This window comes from Bradyrhizobium sp. HKCCYLRH3059, assembly GCF_051168035.1.
GTDB lineage: Bacteria > Pseudomonadota > Alphaproteobacteria > Rhizobiales > Xanthobacteraceae > Bradyrhizobium.
Map to the genome: position 1 here is coordinate 1,219,126 of NZ_JBNPUF010000001.1, position 15,600 is coordinate 1,234,725.

General features: G+C 65.2%; 15 protein-coding genes. 11 read left to right on the forward strand and 4 right to left on the reverse strand.

From position 1 onward, the window contains the following. Window positions 1–42: 42 nt before the first annotated feature. Window positions 43–456: a PaaI family thioesterase gene (locus ACQR13_RS05570; RefSeq protein ID WP_315713752.1), complete on the reverse strand. Its 414-nt coding sequence runs from the start codon at window positions 454–456 to the stop codon at window positions 43–45. A gap of 412 nt (window positions 457–868) precedes the next feature. Between ACQR13_RS05570 and ACQR13_RS05575 the strand changes: the two genes are divergently transcribed. The 4 genes from ACQR13_RS05575 to ACQR13_RS05590 all read left to right on the forward strand — a co-directional run bounded on the left by ACQR13_RS05575 (window position 869) and on the right by ACQR13_RS05590 (window position 4,431). Further along, window positions 869–1,885, forward strand: a complete 1,017-nt coding sequence (locus tag ACQR13_RS05575; protein ID WP_315713753.1) for a TRAP transporter substrate-binding protein — start codon at window positions 869–871, stop codon at window positions 1,883–1,885. A gap of 231 nt (window positions 1,886–2,116) precedes the next feature. Continuing rightward, the gene (locus ACQR13_RS05580; protein ID WP_315713754.1) at window positions 2,117–2,626 is read left to right on the forward strand and encodes a TRAP transporter small permease; all 510 of its coding nucleotides are present in this window, start codon (window positions 2,117–2,119) and stop codon (window positions 2,624–2,626) included. 6 nt (window positions 2,627–2,632) lie between these two features. Beyond that, window positions 2,633–3,952, forward strand: coding sequence for a TRAP transporter large permease (locus tag ACQR13_RS05585; protein WP_315713755.1), 1,320 nt, complete (start codon window positions 2,633–2,635; stop codon window positions 3,950–3,952). Continuing rightward, the gene (locus ACQR13_RS05590) at window positions 3,952–4,431 is read left to right on the forward strand and encodes a DUF3237 domain-containing protein (protein WP_316206954.1); all 480 of its coding nucleotides are present in this window, start codon (window positions 3,952–3,954) and stop codon (window positions 4,429–4,431) included. The genes ACQR13_RS05585 and ACQR13_RS05590 overlap by 1 nt, the downstream gene beginning before the upstream one ends. 371 nt (window positions 4,432–4,802) lie before the next feature. On the opposite strand, the gene ACQR13_RS05595 is transcribed toward ACQR13_RS05590, so the two are convergent. Next, on the reverse strand, window positions 4,803–5,129 hold the full coding sequence (locus ACQR13_RS05595; RefSeq protein ID WP_316172686.1) for a hypothetical protein: 327 nt from the start codon (window positions 5,127–5,129) through the stop codon (window positions 4,803–4,805). Between the two features lie 253 nt (window positions 5,130–5,382). Between ACQR13_RS05595 and ACQR13_RS05600 the strand changes: the two genes are divergently transcribed. The 7 genes from ACQR13_RS05600 (at window position 5,383) to ACQR13_RS05630 (ending at window position 13,076) form a co-directional block, all read left to right on the forward strand. Next, the gene (locus ACQR13_RS05600) at window positions 5,383–5,907 is read left to right on the forward strand and encodes a hypothetical protein (protein ID WP_316172685.1); all 525 of its coding nucleotides are present in this window, start codon (window positions 5,383–5,385) and stop codon (window positions 5,905–5,907) included. Between the two features lie 730 nt (window positions 5,908–6,637). Further along, entirely contained in the window at window positions 6,638–7,441 is an 804-nt protein-coding gene (locus tag ACQR13_RS05605) for a crotonase/enoyl-CoA hydratase family protein (protein WP_434841739.1), read from the forward strand. A 1-nt stretch (window position 7,442) separates the two neighbouring features. Next, the gene (locus ACQR13_RS05610; RefSeq protein WP_434841738.1) at window positions 7,443–9,344 is read left to right on the forward strand and encodes a feruloyl-CoA synthase; all 1,902 of its coding nucleotides are present in this window, start codon (window positions 7,443–7,445) and stop codon (window positions 9,342–9,344) included. A 26-nt stretch (window positions 9,345–9,370) separates the two neighbouring features. After that, window positions 9,371–10,135, forward strand: a complete 765-nt coding sequence (locus ACQR13_RS05615; RefSeq protein WP_434862640.1) for an SDR family NAD(P)-dependent oxidoreductase — start codon at window positions 9,371–9,373, stop codon at window positions 10,133–10,135. Window positions 10,136–10,393: 258 nt separating this feature from the next. Then, window positions 10,394–10,813, forward strand: a complete 420-nt coding sequence (locus ACQR13_RS05620; RefSeq protein ID WP_315825945.1) for an acyl-CoA thioesterase — start codon at window positions 10,394–10,396, stop codon at window positions 10,811–10,813. Between the two features lie 214 nt (window positions 10,814–11,027). Beyond that, on the forward strand, window positions 11,028–12,173 hold the full coding sequence (locus tag ACQR13_RS05625; protein WP_315713761.1) for an ABC transporter substrate-binding protein: 1,146 nt from the start codon (window positions 11,028–11,030) through the stop codon (window positions 12,171–12,173). A 96-nt stretch (window positions 12,174–12,269) separates the two neighbouring features. Further along, window positions 12,270–13,076: a shikimate dehydrogenase family protein gene (locus ACQR13_RS05630; RefSeq protein WP_316201487.1), complete on the forward strand. Its 807-nt coding sequence runs from the start codon at window positions 12,270–12,272 to the stop codon at window positions 13,074–13,076. Between the two features lie 29 nt (window positions 13,077–13,105). Here ACQR13_RS05630 and ACQR13_RS05635 read toward each other — a convergent pair whose 3' ends face one another. Beyond that, a complete protein-coding gene (locus tag ACQR13_RS05635; RefSeq protein WP_315713763.1) occupies window positions 13,106–13,831 on the reverse strand; it encodes an ABC transporter ATP-binding protein in 726 nt (241 codons plus the stop codon). Further along, entirely contained in the window at window positions 13,828–15,597 is a 1,770-nt protein-coding gene (locus ACQR13_RS05640) for a branched-chain amino acid ABC transporter ATP-binding protein/permease (protein ID WP_315825947.1), read from the reverse strand. The genes ACQR13_RS05635 and ACQR13_RS05640 overlap by 4 nt, the downstream gene beginning before the upstream one ends. Window positions 15,598–15,600 lie beyond the last annotated feature (3 nt).

Here is a 15,600-nt window from a genome sequence, read left to right on the forward strand (position 1 = left end):
TGGTGCGATACTGGTCTTGATGCGAAAGAACGGCGGTTTCGATCACCCCTTCTTCGGCACCACCCGGAAGGTCGCGTTTGCACGCGCGATCACGGCGTCGTCGGCCAGCACCAGGCTCTGGACGAAGCAGACGGTGCGTCCGCTCTTGATGACGTCGCTCTCGACGCTGAGCCACTGTCCGGTCCCGGCGCTGCCGATGTAGTCCACCGCGAGGTTGATCGTCACCAGCGACGCCTTCCAGCCAAGCGCCTGGGCGCAGCTATAGCCCATCGCATTGTCGGCCAGCGATGCGATCAGCCCGCCATGGATCAGCCCGCGCGAATTGGTGTGCGGCGTGGCGAGCCGCAGGCCGAGGATGACGGCCTTGTCGGTTTTCTTGGCGTAGAGCGGCTCCCAGGGATCGGTGAACGGGCTCTTGCGGAAATGCGGTTCGAATCCGGCGGGGACGCTGCTCATGAGTGTCTCGATCGTTGCTGGCGATGTCCGCAGTCAACGACATCAGCGCGGATTTTGCACCGCCTACAAAGTTCCAAACGTCTTTTGCGCGGGCGTTTGACACGTTGCGCATCGGATGCACGCGGATGGGTCGCGCGCGATGTCGCCGGGCGTCCGGTGCGGCCCTGCGGCAATTTCGTGGTGCGATGCTCCCGCCGTGCAATTTCGGGTGCAGGCGAGATCCTTAACGTGTTAATGAAATGGCCACGGGCCTGCAACTTTCGTCTGCCAGACTTGCGCTGGCGGGCGCGCTAGGCTCCGCTTGGCGCGTGCACTGGTGGCCAACCTGCTGCCGCGCTTGCAATGATGCTTATATGCTATAACAATGAAGCAAAGGGCCCTCGAAGGCCCACTGATGGAGGAGACGATCCCGATGAGGAAGACGCTTCTGGCGTTGGCTCTGGCCGCCGGTGTGACCCCCGCGCTCGCGCAGGACAAGACATTCGAATTGAAGATCTCGCACTGGGTGCCGGCGAGCCATCCGCTGCAGAAGGCGCTGGAGGATTGGGCCGCGTCGGTCGAAAAGGCCTCGGGCGGCACCATCAAGGGCAAGGTGTTCCCGGCCCAGCAGCTCGGCAAGGCGTTCGACCATTATGACATGGCGCGCGACGGCATCGCCGATGTCACTTATGTGAATCCCGGCTATCAGCCTGGCCGTTTCCCGATCATCGGCGCCGGCGAGTTGCCGTTCCTGATTTCCGACGCCAAGGGCGGCTCGGAAGGTTTGGACGCGTGGTATCGCAAATATGCCGAGAAGGAGATGAAGGACGTCAAGTACTGCCTCGCCTTCGTCCACACGCCGTCGGCCTTCCACACCCGCACCAAGAAGGTCGTCGTGCCTGAGGACGTCAAGGGCATGAAGATCCGCCCGGCCGATGCGACGATCGCCAATTTCGTCACCCTGCTCGGCGGGACCAATGTGCAGTCGTCGGCGCCGGAAGTGCGCGACATCATCGAGCGCGGCGTCGCCGACGGCGTCACCTTTCCGGCGGGCTCGCTGGTGCTGTTCGGAGTCGACAAGGTCACGAAGTACCACATGGATGCGCCGTTCTACGTGACGACCTTCGTGTTCGTCATGAACAAGGACAAGTACAACCAGATGTCGGCGATGCAGAAGAAGGCGATCGACGACAATTGCAACACGGAGGCCGCCGGCAAGGTCGGCGAGCCCTGGGGCAAGTTTGAGGATGCCGGCGTCGACAAGATCAAGGCCGAGTCCGGCCAGGAGGTCTACAAGCTGACGCCGGAGCAGACCGCGTTGTGGAAAAAGGCCTCCGAGCCGCTGTTCAAGACCTGGGCCGATGGCGTCAAGAAGACCGGCGTCGATGCCGAGGCCGCCATGACCGAGCTGAAGGCCTCGCTCGCCAAGTACAAGGCGCTGGCACAGTAGCTTCTTTTCATACCCAAGCTCTTGCGCGGCGGACGGTGCGCTCCCTCTCCCCGTTTCTTACGGGGAGAGGGCCGGGGTGAGGGCAGACGCACGGGTGGTGTCGTCCGTTAGACTTGTACCTCTTCGCCCCAACCCTCTCTCCGCAAGCGGGGCGAGGGGGCCCACCGACTGCTACGCAGCAGCTCGCTTCGCATCCACCATAACCACCAAGCTTTCTGACACGGGGACGCCATGCAGCGCGCCTTCATGGACCGGATCATCGACGGGATCGAGTGGATCGCCGCGTTCTTCGTCGGCATCGTCGCGCTCGACATCTTCCTGTCGGTGCTACTCCGCAACACGCTGAACTATTCGATCCCCGATTCCTTCGACATCGGGCGCATGCTGCTCGGCATCCTGATCTTCTGGGGCATCGCTGCGACGTCATACCGCGGCACCCACATCACCGTGGATCTCATCTGGGGCAATGTCGGCCCGCGCTATCAGCGCTGGATCGACATCTTCGCAACGCTGGTACTGCTGTTCGTCGTCACGGTGCAGACCTGGACCCTGTTCGACAAGGTGCGCGGCACCTATGAGGACAACGTCCTCACCTTCGATCTGCACATGCCGACCTGGCCGTTCTTCGCCGTCGCCTGGATCGGCGACGTTTCGGCGGTGCTGCTGATCGCCATCCGGACCTATCGCCTGATCTTCCACCCCGAGGAGATTCATGACCCTCAAGTCAAGCCCACGGAGTAGTGCCGCATGAGCACGGATGCGGTTGCCGTCATCGGCTTCGTTGCGCTGTTTGCGCTGATGCTGCTGCGCGTGCCGGTGGGCATGGCGATGGGACTCGTCGGCGTGTCCGGCTTCGCCTATCTCGTCAACGGTACGGCGGCGCTGAAGCTGGTCGGCCAGACCTCGATGCGCACGGTCACGGACTACACGTTCGGCGTGATCCCGATGTTCCTGCTGATGGGAACGTTCGTGTCCAACTCGGGCATGAGCCGCGAGCTGTTCCGCGCCGCCAACGGCTTCGTCGGCCATCTGCGCGGCGGGCTCGGCATCGCCACGGTGGCGGCCTGCGGCGGCTTCGCCGCGATCTGCGGCTCGTCGGTGGCGACCGCCGCGACCTTCTCGGCCGTGGCCTATCCGGAGATGCGCCGCTTCGGCTATCCGCAATCCTTCGCCACCGGCGTCATCGCCGCTGGCGGCACCTTGGGCGCGATGCTGCCGCCGTCGACCGTGCTCGCCGTCTACGGCATCATCACCGAGCAGGACATCGGCAAGCTGTTCATCGCCGGCATCATCCCCGGCCTCTTGGCGATGACCATGTACATGATCACCATCACGGTGATCGGCCGTGTCAGGCCGGATTTCCTGCCCAGGGGCGAGGCGCCGCCGTGGCGCGAGCGCATCGCGGGCCTGAAGGGCATCTGGGCGCCGGTGCTGCTGTTCCTGTTCGTGATCGGCGGTCTCTATGGTCTTCCGTTCCTGCCGCGCTTCACGCCGACGGAAGCCGGCGGCGTCGGCGCCACCGGCGCGTTCCTGATCGGCGTGTTCACCGGCCGGCTGAACAAGGAGAAGATCCTGGCTTCGCTGCTGCAGGCGACGCGCACCGCCGCGGCCGTGTTCACGGTGCTGATCGGCGCCTTGATCTTCGGCTACTTCCTGACGGTGACGCAGACGCCGCAGAAGGTGACGGAGTTCCTCACCGGTCTCGGCCTCGGGCCCTACGGGGTGCTGGCGCTGATCATGGTGATGTACCTCGTCCTCGGCTGCCTGATGGACGCGATGGCGATGATCATCCTGACCGTGCCGATCATCTTCCCGGTGATCTCGCATCTCGGCTTCGATCCGATCTGGTTCGGCGTCATCATCGTGATGACCGTCGAGCTCGGCCTGATCCATCCCCCCGTCGGCATGAACGTGTTCGTGATCAAGAGCGTGGTGAAGGACGTGTCGTTCTCGACCATCTTCAAGGGCGTGCTGCCGTTCGTCGCGACCGACCTGATCCGGCTGGTGATCCTGATCGCCTTCCCGCTCCTCGCCACCTGGCTGCCGCAACAGATGATGGCCCGCTGATGACGACTCCGATCCTCGAGACTCGCTACGTCTTCACCCTCACCGTGATGATCGGCGACGTCACCAGTGCCGGCGAGACCGGCATCGGCGTGCGCCGGATCATCCCGATCCATGGCGGAGAGGTGAAGGGCCCCGGCCGCGCCGGTGAGGGCATCAGCGGCAGGATCTGCAACTTCGGCGCCGACTTCCAGATCATCCGCCCCAACGAGCTGATCGACCTCGAGGCCAAATACGCCTTCGAGACCGACGACGGCGCGACCATCTATGTCGAGAACCGCGGCATCCGCTTCGGGCCGGTCGACTTGCTGCAGAAGCTCAAGCGCGGCGAGCCGGTGGACCCCAGGCTGATCTACTTCCGCACCCACCCGCGCTTCGAGACCGGCCACGAGAAGTATCGCTGGCTGATGGAGCACGTCTTCGTCGGCTCCGCCGCGCGGCACGCGGATCGCGTCATCATCGACGTGCACGTGGTGCTGTAGGCCCGGCTGCCTGCGACAAACTCCGTCATTGCGAGCGCAGCGAAGCAATCCAGAATCCCACCCGAGCCTTGGATGGCGTCGTCGCTGCGTTCCTCGCAATGACGGTATGCCGCGAGATGTCGCTCCAATCACCGCCGTCGTCCCTGCGGACGCAGGGACCCATAACCACTGGCTTCAATGGGACGATGACTGGCAGTTATGCTTCACCGATAAATTCCGCGGTATGGGTCCCTGCGTCCGCAGGGACGACAGCGGAATTTGTGGCCGCGGGCGGTCGCCACAAACGACGGCGGAGCTTGGAGCAGCGCCGTCCGGACGCCCCGGCGTTCAGCAAGACAACCGGGACGCCCGAATTCCTGTGAGGTTGACGACTAGTCCTCGTCGTCCCAGCTCGACGTCCGGCCGTAGCCGTCGTGGTCGCAAGGGCGGTAGTGGCGAGCCGGCACGTAACGGTAGCGCTCGTAACCGTAGCCGTCATACGCCGCGTCGCGGTAGTGGGATCGGTAGACCGGCGCGGGCTCATAGGCTTGCGCGTCCGACGCCAGCGCACCACCGATGAGAGCTCCGACCACCAGGCCGCCGATGAGCGCCGCGTTGCGGCCATCATGCGCCTGAGCGGGCGCCGCGCCGGCGAACAGGGTTGCGGTCACGGCGAGCGCGGCAACGCCGCCGGCGAGAGATGTCTTCAGCGAAACCATGGTCCCCTCCATTGCGAAGTGTGGTGACGGTCAACGTTCTACAGCGCGTGCTTTGAAGCCACGCTGAATGCGACGTTGCCGGCCGTTCACTTTTGACATCGCGTTGCTGCAGCATGAGGACTGCGGAGCGGTGGGCCGCGATAAGCGGTCTTCCGCCTGGACATCCGGAATCGGCATCCACGCGACCTGGGCAGGCGGACGACATCGTCGGAGCGAGATGCTATAAGAACGATCTCAATCGGCGGGTCGCGCGATGCAAGACGAAATCTGGTGGGAGGGGCCCTTATGCGTCACGCACCCAATCAATGGACGACGCATCATCGGGACCTGTGACGACGGGCAATGGCGCTGGGCCGTCTATATCAATGGACCCGCGTGGGAAGATGAGCGCATATCCGTCTTATTCCATGCAGGCGGGTCGGTCGAGATGGCAAGGAAGCTTGCAACTGAACTCGGCCCGAAGCGCGACTGTGATGAACAACAGTCGGCCGCTGAGATGCTCAGGCAGATCAAAGGCCCCCCTAGTCTCCTCGAGCAGTTTCTGACGGATGAATGCACACCCCATGTGAAGGATCTTTTGACGCGCGCAATGGCCGAGGCTTCGGCATCTCGATGGCACTTCGAGTTCAATCGCTTTGAACTGTCCCTCCAGGCCGATGGAGAGTCGGTTCTGATCGTGGACGTTCTGGACTCGTCCGAGGCGGGCGAGCAGCGGGTCACGACGCAGCAACTCTTGCAAGACTTGGCACGGTGTCGCGCGGCGGCGGCCAGAAGCTGATCTACTGCGCTCGCGATCGAACGGAGCGACGGATCGCGAATCCGACGCAGTGCGAACGGCCGCTATGGCTGAGTTCGATTCTGCAAAAAAGAAAAGGCCTTGCGTATTTTCAGAATTTGTGATCTTATCTCCGCCATCCCGTCCCAAGCCGAGGGGCGTAGCGCGCGATCGTCACGACACGCGGGGCGGGGAGCGGTGGCCGCGATCATGTCGCAGCGTGTCTTCGGGCGCGCGGACGAACGATGTGTCGCGGACGTGAAGTCGCAGCGTCCTGACACCCCGTTGCCGGTGTTACGTTCGCGATGGCGCCAACGCGCCGCGCGGATCATGGTGGCCAACAAGCCGGTGCACCAGGGAGACTGCGTATAAGCGTGAAGACCATCGCGCAGGGAAGGCCGGGCGTTCCCGGCTGCACCTGTGGTACCTGCCGCCTGCATTTTTTCAGCAGGCGGGCCGCAGGCGTCAGCCGGCGCCTGGCCTTCCCTGCGCCCTCTGCATTTGAGGGTGAACGTGATCAGCAAGCCCCGGGCGCGAATCCGCCGCGGGAACGCCGCATCACGTCATTTGCCTTTGTGCTGACGCGCCTTACGATGCGACATGCGCCGCCCCCGCATCGTTCATTCCGGCGCCGTTCGTTTCGCATTGCACAATACGATCTCGGCCACCGCTTATTGACTCCTGCCGAGATCGTTATAAAACATAACTATTCTGAACAGGACACAATCAAGCGATGGGAAACGCCGACACCGCCACGCCAGCGGGCGATCCGTCTCTGCTGCAGATCGAACAGCAGGGCGCCGTCCTGACGATCGGGCTCAACCGCCCGGCCAAGCGCAACGCGCTGAATGACGGCATCATCCTCGCCATCGGCGAGTGCTTCACCAGCCTGCCTGACGGCGTCCGCTGCATCGTGATCCACGGGATCGGCGACAATTTCTCCTCCGGCCTCGATCTCTCCGAGCTGCGCGAACGTGACGCCACCGAAGGCCTGGTGCACTCGCAGATGTGGCATCGCGTGTTCGACCGCATCCAGTATTGCCGCGTGCCGGTGATCGCCGCATTGAAGGGGGCCGTCATCGGCGGCGGTCTCGAGCTCGCCTGCGCCGCGCATATCCGTGTTGCCGAGCCGTCGGCTTACTTCGCGCTGCCCGAGGGCCAGCGCGGCATCTTCGTCGGCGGCGGCGGCTCGGTGCGGCTGCCGCGCCTGATCGGCGTCGCCCGCATGATGGACATGATGCTGACCGGCCGGGTCTATTCGGCGACCGAAGGCTCGTCCTACGGCTTCGCGCAATATCTGGTCGAGGCCGGCGCCTCGATGACCAAGGCGATGGAGCTGGCGGCGAAGATCGCGAACAACGCGCCGCTGACGAATTTCGCGGTGCTGCAGGCGCTGCCGATGATCGCCGAGGCCAATCCGCAGACCGGCCTGCTGATGGAATCGCTGATGGCCACCGTCGCGCAGAGCGACAAGGAGGCCAAGAATCGCATCCGCGCCTTCCTCGATCACAAGACCGCCAAAGTGAAGCCGACGTGACATGACCGCACAAACAATAACAAGCACACAGGGAGGAACGGACGACACGGCGCGCCGCGCCAGTGTTCATCCGTTGCGCGCGATCTCGTTCAACGACCCGGTCGTCACGGTCGACCGCCGAGACGACGGCACCATCTATCTCCGTCCGAAGCAGCCGCTCGGCGACTATCCGCCGCGGATCACCGACCGGCTGCATCACTTCGCCAAAGCCACGCCCGAGCGCGTGTTCATGGCCGAGCGCGTTGGCCCGGAGGGCTGGCGCGAGCTGAGCTATGCCACGCTGCTGGCGGCGAGCCGGCACATCGCGTCCGGGCTGCTCGCGCGCGGGCTGTCGCCAGACCGGCCGGTCATGATCCTGTCGGGCAATTCGATCGACCATGCGCTGGTCGCGTTCGGCGCGCTCTATGCCGGCGTGCCGTTCTGTCCGGTGTCGCCGGCCTATTCGCTGGTGTCGCGCGACTACGGCAAGCTCGCCTACCTGATGAAGCTGCTGACGCCGGGCCTCGTCTTCGTCGACGACGCCGACAAGTTCGCCGACGCGCTCATCGCCAACGTGCCCGAGGGCACCGAGATCGTGGCGTCGTTCGGCTCGGTGCCGGGCCGCAAGATCACGATGCTCGCCGATCTGATCGCATCGCCGCTGTTTCCTGGCCTCGACGCCGCCCATGACAAGATCGGCCCGGACACGATCGCGAAATTCCTGCTGACCTCGGGCTCGACCGGCAATCCGAAGGCCGTGATCAACACCCAGCGCATGATCTGCGCCAATCAGGTGATGATCCGCGAGACGCTCGCCTTCCTCAAGGACGAGCCGCCTGTGATCATCGACTGGCTGCCCTGGAATCACACATTCGGCGGCAACCACAACATCGGCCTGACCCTGTTCAACGGCGGCTCGATGTATCTCGACCAGGGCAAGCCGGTGCCCGGCGGCATCGAGGAGACCGTGCGAAACCTGCGCGAGATCTCGCCGACGGTCTATTTCAACGTCCCCAAGGGCTACGAGTCGCTGCTGCCCTATTTCCGCGAGGACCCGGCGCTGCGGAAGTCCTTCTTCCAGCGGCTGCACGCGATGTTCTTCTCCGGTGCCGCACTGGCGCCGCATGTCTGGAACGAGCTCGACGAGCTCTCGGTGGCCGAGACGGGCACTCGCGTGCCGATGCTGACGGGCCTCGGCTCCACCGAGACCGCGCCGTTCTTCATGTCGGTCAATCCGCGCACCAGCCGCTCCGGCCATGTCGGCCTGCCGGTCTCCGGCAACGAGGCCAAGCTCGTTCCCAACAACGGCAAGATGGAAGTGCGCGCCAAGGGGCCGAACGTGACGCCGGGCTATTGGCGCCTGCCGGAGGTCTCGGCCGCGGCCTTTGATGACGAAGGCTACTACAAGATGGGCGACGCGCTGAAGCCCGTCGATCCCGACGACTTCAATGCCGGCTTCGACTTTGACGGCCGTGTTGCCGAGGACTTCAAGCTGGCGAGCGGCACCTGGGTTTCCGTCGGCCCGTTGCGGGCCCGCTTCGTGGCTGCGTGCGCGCCGCTGGCGCGCGACGTGATCATCGCCGGCATCAACCGCGACGAGATCGCCGCAATCGTCGTGCTCGATCTCGATGGTTGCCGCCTGATCAACGCGACCTTGCCGTTCGACGACCTCGCCGCCACGGCGGCTGATCCGCTGATCATCGAGGCCTTCCGTCAGCGCTTCGCAAAATTCCTGCAGACCGCGACCGGCTCGTCGACGCGCATCACGCGCGCCGTCCTGCTCGGCGAGCCGCTGTCGATCGACAAGGGCGAGGTCACCGACAAGGGATCGATCAACCAGCGCGCCGTGCTGGAGAACCGCAAGGACCTGATCGAACGCATCTACGCCGCGACGCCGGACGACGACATCATCATCGCCGGCTGATCGACGCATCCAAGGGAGAAACGACAATGTTGTTGAAGGACCAGGTCGCCATCGTCACCGGCGGCGCCTCCGGCCTCGGGGCCGCCACCGCCCGCAAGCTCGCTGCGCAGGGCGCCAAGGTCGCGGTGTTCGATCTCAATGCCAAGCTGGCGGAGGAGGTCGCGGCCGAGATCAAGGGCGTGCCGGTGGTCTGCGACGTCTCGGACGCCGCCGGCGCGGAAGCGGCCGTTGCCAAGGCCGTCGAGGCGCTCGGCCAGCAGCCGCGCGTGCTGGTGAACTGTGCCGGCATCGGCGTCGCCAAGCGCGTCGTCGGACGTGACGGCCCGATGCCGCTGGCCGATTTCGAGAAGGTCATCAAGGTCAACCTGATCGGCTCGTTCAACATGCTGCGTCTGGTCACCAACGGCATGACCAAGCTGGAGCCGCAGGCGACCGGCGAGCGCGGCGTCGTCATCAACACCGCGTCCGTCGCCGCCTATGACGGCCAGATCGGACAGTCGGCCTATTCGGCCTCCAAGGGCGGCATCGTCGGCATGACCCTGCCGATCGCGCGCGAGCTCGCGCAGTTCGGCATCCGCGTGCTGACCATTGCGCCGGGCCTGTTCCTGACGCCGCTGCTCGCCAACCTGCCGCAGGAGGCCCAGGACTCGCTCGCCGCCGCGATCCCGTTCCCCCGCCGTCTGGGTCATGCCGATGAGTTCGCCGCGCTGGCGCTGCACATGGTCGAGAACGCCTACCTCAACGGCGAGGTCGTCCGCCTCGACGGCTCGCTGCGCATGGCGCCGAAGTAAGTGCCGCGCGCCGACGTCCACGTGGTTGTCATTCCGGGACGACGCGCCAGCGTCGGGCCCGGAATCCATTCGGCGTCTAGCACTGCTGAGAGATGGATTCCGGGCTCGCGCTCCGCGCGCCCCGGAATGACGACGTAGAGAAACGGAGGGTGGGCAAAGCGTAGCGTGCCCACCGCCGCTGAAAATGGTGGGCTCGGCGCTGCGCGCCGTTGCCCACTCTCCAGATCGCTATCGGCGATGGTGTGAGGCTTTCAAGACATGTTCGTTCACCGCCGCGACGTGCAGATCCAGTGGGGCGACTGCGATCCCGCCAACATCGTCTACTACCCGCGCTATTTCGCGATGTTCGATGATGCGACCTCGGTGATGTTCGAGGCGGCCGGGTTCTCCAAGCAGGACATCGTCCGCCGCTACGGCCTGGTCGGCATCCCCATGGTCGACACCCGCGCCAAGTTCTACATCCCCTCGACCTATGGCGACTGGATCACGATCGAGAGCCGGATCGAGAGCATCAAGCGCTCGTCCTTCGACGTCACCCACAAGGTGTTCAAGGGTGAGGCGCTGGCCATCGAAGGGTTCGAGACCCGGGTGCTGGTCGGGCGCGATCCGGCCGACCCGGACAAGCTGAAATCGGCACCTTTCCCGGAGGAGATGCGAGCCAAGTTTCTCGGGGAATGAGGCGCGGAAATGGGTGCGACATGCGGCCGTCTTAAGGATGTTCAGCTGTCGTGCTTTGGTCGACTGGTGAGGAGTGATCTTCTCGTGTTCAATGCTATGATCACGTTTGGACACATATCGGCCGGTCGTGTTGGAAGATGCCCCAGACGGGGGCGCGACTGCAAACAGGATCGGCGGATCACGAGCTGAACCGAAAAGATTGAGGGAGGATTTTATGAGGAAGGCCTATCTGGCGGCGGCTGGCGTCATCGCGATGCTGGCATCAGCGCCGGCGCTGGCGCAGACCAGCGAGATCACCATCGGCATCACCACGACGACGACGGGGCCGGGCGCGGCGCTCGGCATCCCCGAGCGCAATGCGCTCGAGTTCGTGCCGAAGGAGATCGGCGGCGTGCCGCTCAAGGTGATCGTGCTCGACGACGGCGGCGATCCGACCACGGCCACGACCAACGCCCGTCGCTTCGTGACGGAATCGAAGGCCGATATCATCATGGGCTCGGCGCTGACGCCGCCGACCATCGCGGTGTCCAACGTCGCCAACGAGGCCGGCATTCCGCATTTCGGCCTGGCGCCGTTCCCGGTCACGCCGGAGCGGATGAAATGGTCGGTTGTGATGCCGCAGCCGGTGCCGATCATGGGCAAGGTGCTGTACGAGCACATGAAGGCGCACAACATCAAGACCGTCGGCTATATCGGCTACTCCGACTCCTACGGCGACCTCTGGTTCAACGATCTGAAGAATCAGGCTGTGCCGATGGGCATCACCATCGCCGACGAGGAACGCTTTGCGCGTCCCGACACCTCGGTCACCGGCCAGGTGCTGAAGCTGGTCGCCGCCAATCCGGACGCCATCCTGGTCGGCGCCTCCGGCACCGCCGCGGCGCTGCCGCAGACCGAGCTGCGCGAGCGTGGCTACACCGGCCTGATCTATCAGACCCATGGCGCCGCGAGCATGGACTTCATCCGCATCGCCGGCAAGGCGGCGGAGGGTGTGATCATGGCGTCAGGTCCGGTGATGTCGCCGGAGACGCAGGACGACAGCGCGCTGACCAAGAAGCCGGGCATGGAGCTGAACAAGGCGTATGAGGGCAAGTATGGCCCGAACAGCCGCAGCCAGTTCGCCGGCCATTCGTTCGACGCGTTCGAGATCCTCAAGCGCATCATCCCGGTGGCGCTGAAGACCGCCAAGCCCGGCACGCCGGAGTTCCGCGAGGCCATCCGCCAGGCGCTGCTGACCGAGAAGGACCTGGCGGCCTCGCAGGGCGTCTACAACTTCACCGAAAAGGACCGCTCCGGCCTCGACGACCGCGCCCGCATCATCCTGACGGTGAAGGATGGCAAATACGTCCCGGCGAAGTAACCGGACGGACGATATCTTCGAGTGAGGAAGGCCGGCTCGGTGAGCCGGCCTTTCGGCCATTTGGACGATGATCTTTGTCGTTTTGGAAGCCCCACCATGATTCCCGCCCCCAGCGGAGCCACGCGGCTCCACATCATCATCGGCGATCCCGTCGCGCAGGTGCGCGCGCCGGCCGGCGTCAGCCAGGCGTTCTCGGAGCGCGGCAGCGATGCGATCCTGGTTGCGGTCCAAGTCGCGCCGGGTGACCTGACTGACTTCCTGGCGACGATGACACGGGTGAAGAATCTCGACGGCATCGTCGCGACCATCCCGCACAAATTCGCCTGCTACCGCGCCTGTGCGACGGCCACCGAGCGCGCGCATTTCATCGGCGCCGTGAATCTGATGCGGCGTGGTCCTGACGGCCGTTGGCATGGCGACATGGTCGACGGCCTTGGCTTCATCGGCGCTGCGAAGGGGGCGAGCTTCGATCCTGCAGGCTGCCGCGTGCTACAGATTGGCGCGGGCGGTGCGGGCTCGGCAATCGCTTTGGCGCTGATCGATTCCGGCGTGCGCGAGCTTGCCATTCACGACAGCGATGCCGGACGCCGCGATGTGCTGATCGCGCGCCTCAACGAGCGGGGCAAAGGCCGCGCCTTTGTCGGCTCGATGAACGCAACAGGCTTCGACATGGTTGCCAACGTCACGCCGGCAGGCATGCAGCCCGGCGATCCTCTGCCGGTCGACATGACGACCGTCAGCCCGTCGGCCTATTGCGGCTGTGTCATCACCCGGCCCGAGGTCTCGCCCTTCATCGCCGCTGCGCGCCAGCGCGGCTGCCTGACGGCGACCGGCACCGACATGTACCGGGCGCTGGAGCGCGTGATGGTCGATTTCCTGCTGTCGAAGGAGGCGCCCTCCTGAAGCAGCGCCTCACCCCATCGACATCAGGCTCAGCTCGCAGCCGCCTCGGCAAAGCCGAGATAGCTCGCCGCTACGCGCTCGTCGGTGGCGATCTCGCTGGCCTTGCCGTTGAGCACGAACTCGCCGAGCTCCATGACATAGGCGCGGTCGGCGACCTTGAGCGCGGCCTTGGCGTTCTGCTCGACCAGCAGCACCGAGACGCCTTCCTGGCGCAGCTTGGCGACGATTTCGAAGATGCCGGCGACGATGATCGGCGCCAGGCCAAGGCTGGGCTCGTCCAGCATCAGCATCTTTGGCGCGCCCATCAGCGCGCGCCCCATCGCCAGCATCTGCTGCTCGCCGCCGGAGAGCGTGCCGGCGAGCTGCTTGCGCCGCTCCTTGAGCTTCGGAAACAGCGTGTAGACGTGCTCGAAGCCGCGTGCGGCGTGGGCCTTCGACATTCTGAAAGCGCCGAGCTGCAGATTGTCCTCGACGTTCATGGTGGCGAACAGCTCGCGATGCTCCGGCACCAGACAGAGACCGCGCGCGACGCGGTCCTCGATCTCCAGCCGGGCCATGTCCTCGCCCAGGAAGGAGACGCGACCCTTCAGCGGAAACACGCCCATGATGGCACTGAGCAGCGTGGTCTTGCCGGCGCCATTGGCGCCGATGATGGTGACGATCTCGTTCTCGGCCACGGTGAGCGAGACCGAGCGGACCGCCTCGACCTTGCCGTAGGAGACATGGGCGTCGGTGACTTCCAGCAGCGTGCTCATGCGGTGGCTCCGAGATACGCCTTGATGACCTCCGGATTGGTCTTGATCGCGGCAGGTGTGCCCTCGGCGATCTTGGTGCCGAAATCGAGCACCACGATGCGGTCGGCGAGGTCCATGACAAATCCCATGTCGTGTTCGACCAGCAGCACCGACATGCCGCCGGCGCGGAGGTCGCGCAGCAGCGCGCCGAGGCGCTGCTTCTCCATGTGGCGCAGGCCGGCGGCCGGCTCGTCGAGCAGCAGCAGCATCGGATCCACGCACAGCGCGCGGGCGATCTCGACGATGCGCTGCTGGCCGAGAGACAACGAGCCGGCAAGCTGGTGCATCTGGTCGCCGAGCCCGACGCGCTCGATCTGCCGCGCGGCTTCCGCGAGCAGCTTGGCTTCGTCGCCGCGATCGAGCCGGAACATGCTCGTGAGCGCGTTGGAATGGCCGCGCAGATGCGCGCCGATCGCGACGTTCTCGAGCACCGTCATGTCCGGCACCAGCTTGACGTGCTGGAAGGTACGGGAAATGCCGAGCTTGACGACGTCCTGCGGCGGGGCGTTGCCGACGGCCTTGCCGAGCACCGAGATGTTGCCGGAGGTCGGCGGCAGCACGCCGGTGATCAGGTTGAAGGTCGTGCTCTTGCCGGCGCCGTTCGGGCCGATCAGCGCGACGATCTCGCGGGACTGGACATCGAACGAGACGTTGTTGACCGCGACCACGCCGCCGAACTGCTTACGCGCGTTGTCGACCTGGAGCAGCACGTTTGGAGTCGTCGCAGATCGCTCCCGCGCCGGCAGTTTGACCGACGTGTCCGGCTGCTTGGCAACCGGCTTGAAAGGCAGCCGCGCCGTCAGCCACGGCCACAGGCCGGTCGGGGCGAGCTGGAGAAGCGTGACGAGGAGAATGCCGAACACGATGGTCTCGAGTTGGCCCTCGCCATGCAGCAGCAGCGGGAGGTAGCTTTGCAGCACCTCTTTCAGCACGACGACGATCGCCGCGCCGAGCACGCCGCCCCAGACATAGCCGGCGCCGCCGACCACGGCGACGAACAGATATTCGATTCCGGCCTGGGCGCCGAACGGCGTCGGGTTGACGGCGCGGGTGAAGTGCGCATAGAGCCAGCCCGAGAGGCCGGCGAGCACGGCGGCGTAGATGAACACCAGCAGCTTGGCGCGAGGTGCATAGACGCCGAACGCTTCCGCCGCGATGTGGCCGCGGCGCAGCGCGCGAATGGCGCGGCCGGTGCGGGAGTCCAGCAGGTTCATCGTCAACAGTGCGGAGATCAGAACGGCGGCCCAGATCGCGAAATAGATCGTGCCGGGATCGAGCATCTTGAGGCTGCCGATCGACAGCGGCGGGATGCCGGAGATGCCGTCGTTGCGACCGAGGAAGGCGAGCTTGCTGAACAGATAGAACAGGCCGAGGCCCCAGGCGAGCGTGCCGAGCGGCAGATAGTGGCCGGACAGCCTGACCGTGACGAGGCCGAGCAGAACGGCGGCGAGGCCCGACACCAGCAGCGACAGCGGCAGGGTCAGCCACGGCGATACGCCGTAATTGGCCGACAGCACCGCAGTGGTGTAGGCGCCGAAGCCGACAAAAGCGGCCTGGCCGAACGAGGTCAGACCGCCGACGCCGGTCAGCAGCACCAGCCCCATCGCGACCAGCGCCGACAGGCCGATATTGTCGAGCAGCACGATCCAGAACGGCGGCATGCCCGGGATGAACGGGATCGCCGCGACGATGACGGCAAAGATGATGAGAGGCCAACGCTCGCGCACGGC

Bases quoted from the DNA above. Each gene is read 5' to 3' on its own strand.
- ACQR13_RS05590 (WP_316206954.1), top strand. From the start codon at position 3,952: ATGACGACTCCGATCCTCGAGACTCGCTACGTCTTCACCCTCACCGTG.
- ACQR13_RS05580 (WP_315713754.1), top strand. From the start codon at position 2,117: ATGCAGCGCGCCTTCATGGACCGGATCATCGACGGGATCGAGTGGATC.
- ACQR13_RS05595 (WP_316172686.1), bottom strand. From the start codon at position 5,129: ATGGTTTCGCTGAAGACATCTCTCGCCGGCGGCGTTGCCGCGCTCGCC.
- ACQR13_RS05585 (WP_315713755.1), top strand. From the start codon at position 2,633: ATGAGCACGGATGCGGTTGCCGTCATCGGCTTCGTTGCGCTGTTTGCG.
- ACQR13_RS05620 (WP_315825945.1), top strand. From the start codon at position 10,394: ATGTTCGTTCACCGCCGCGACGTGCAGATCCAGTGGGGCGACTGCGAT.
- ACQR13_RS05605 (WP_434841739.1), top strand. From the start codon at position 6,638: ATGGGAAACGCCGACACCGCCACGCCAGCGGGCGATCCGTCTCTGCTG.
- ACQR13_RS05635 (WP_315713763.1), bottom strand. From the start codon at position 13,831: ATGAGCACGCTGCTGGAAGTCACCGACGCCCATGTCTCCTACGGCAAG.
- ACQR13_RS05610 (WP_434841738.1), top strand. From the start codon at position 7,443: ATGACCGCACAAACAATAACAAGCACACAGGGAGGAACGGACGACACG.
- ACQR13_RS05625 (WP_315713761.1), top strand. From the start codon at position 11,028: ATGAGGAAGGCCTATCTGGCGGCGGCTGGCGTCATCGCGATGCTGGCA.
- ACQR13_RS05575 (WP_315713753.1), top strand. From the start codon at position 869: ATGAGGAAGACGCTTCTGGCGTTGGCTCTGGCCGCCGGTGTGACCCCC.
- ACQR13_RS05600 (WP_316172685.1), top strand. From the start codon at position 5,383: ATGCAAGACGAAATCTGGTGGGAGGGGCCCTTATGCGTCACGCACCCA.
- ACQR13_RS05615 (WP_434862640.1), top strand. From the start codon at position 9,371: ATGTTGTTGAAGGACCAGGTCGCCATCGTCACCGGCGGCGCCTCCGGC.
- ACQR13_RS05570 (WP_315713752.1), bottom strand. From the start codon at position 456: ATGAGCAGCGTCCCCGCCGGATTCGAACCGCATTTCCGCAAGAGCCCG.
- ACQR13_RS05630 (WP_316201487.1), top strand. From the start codon at position 12,270: ATGATTCCCGCCCCCAGCGGAGCCACGCGGCTCCACATCATCATCGGC.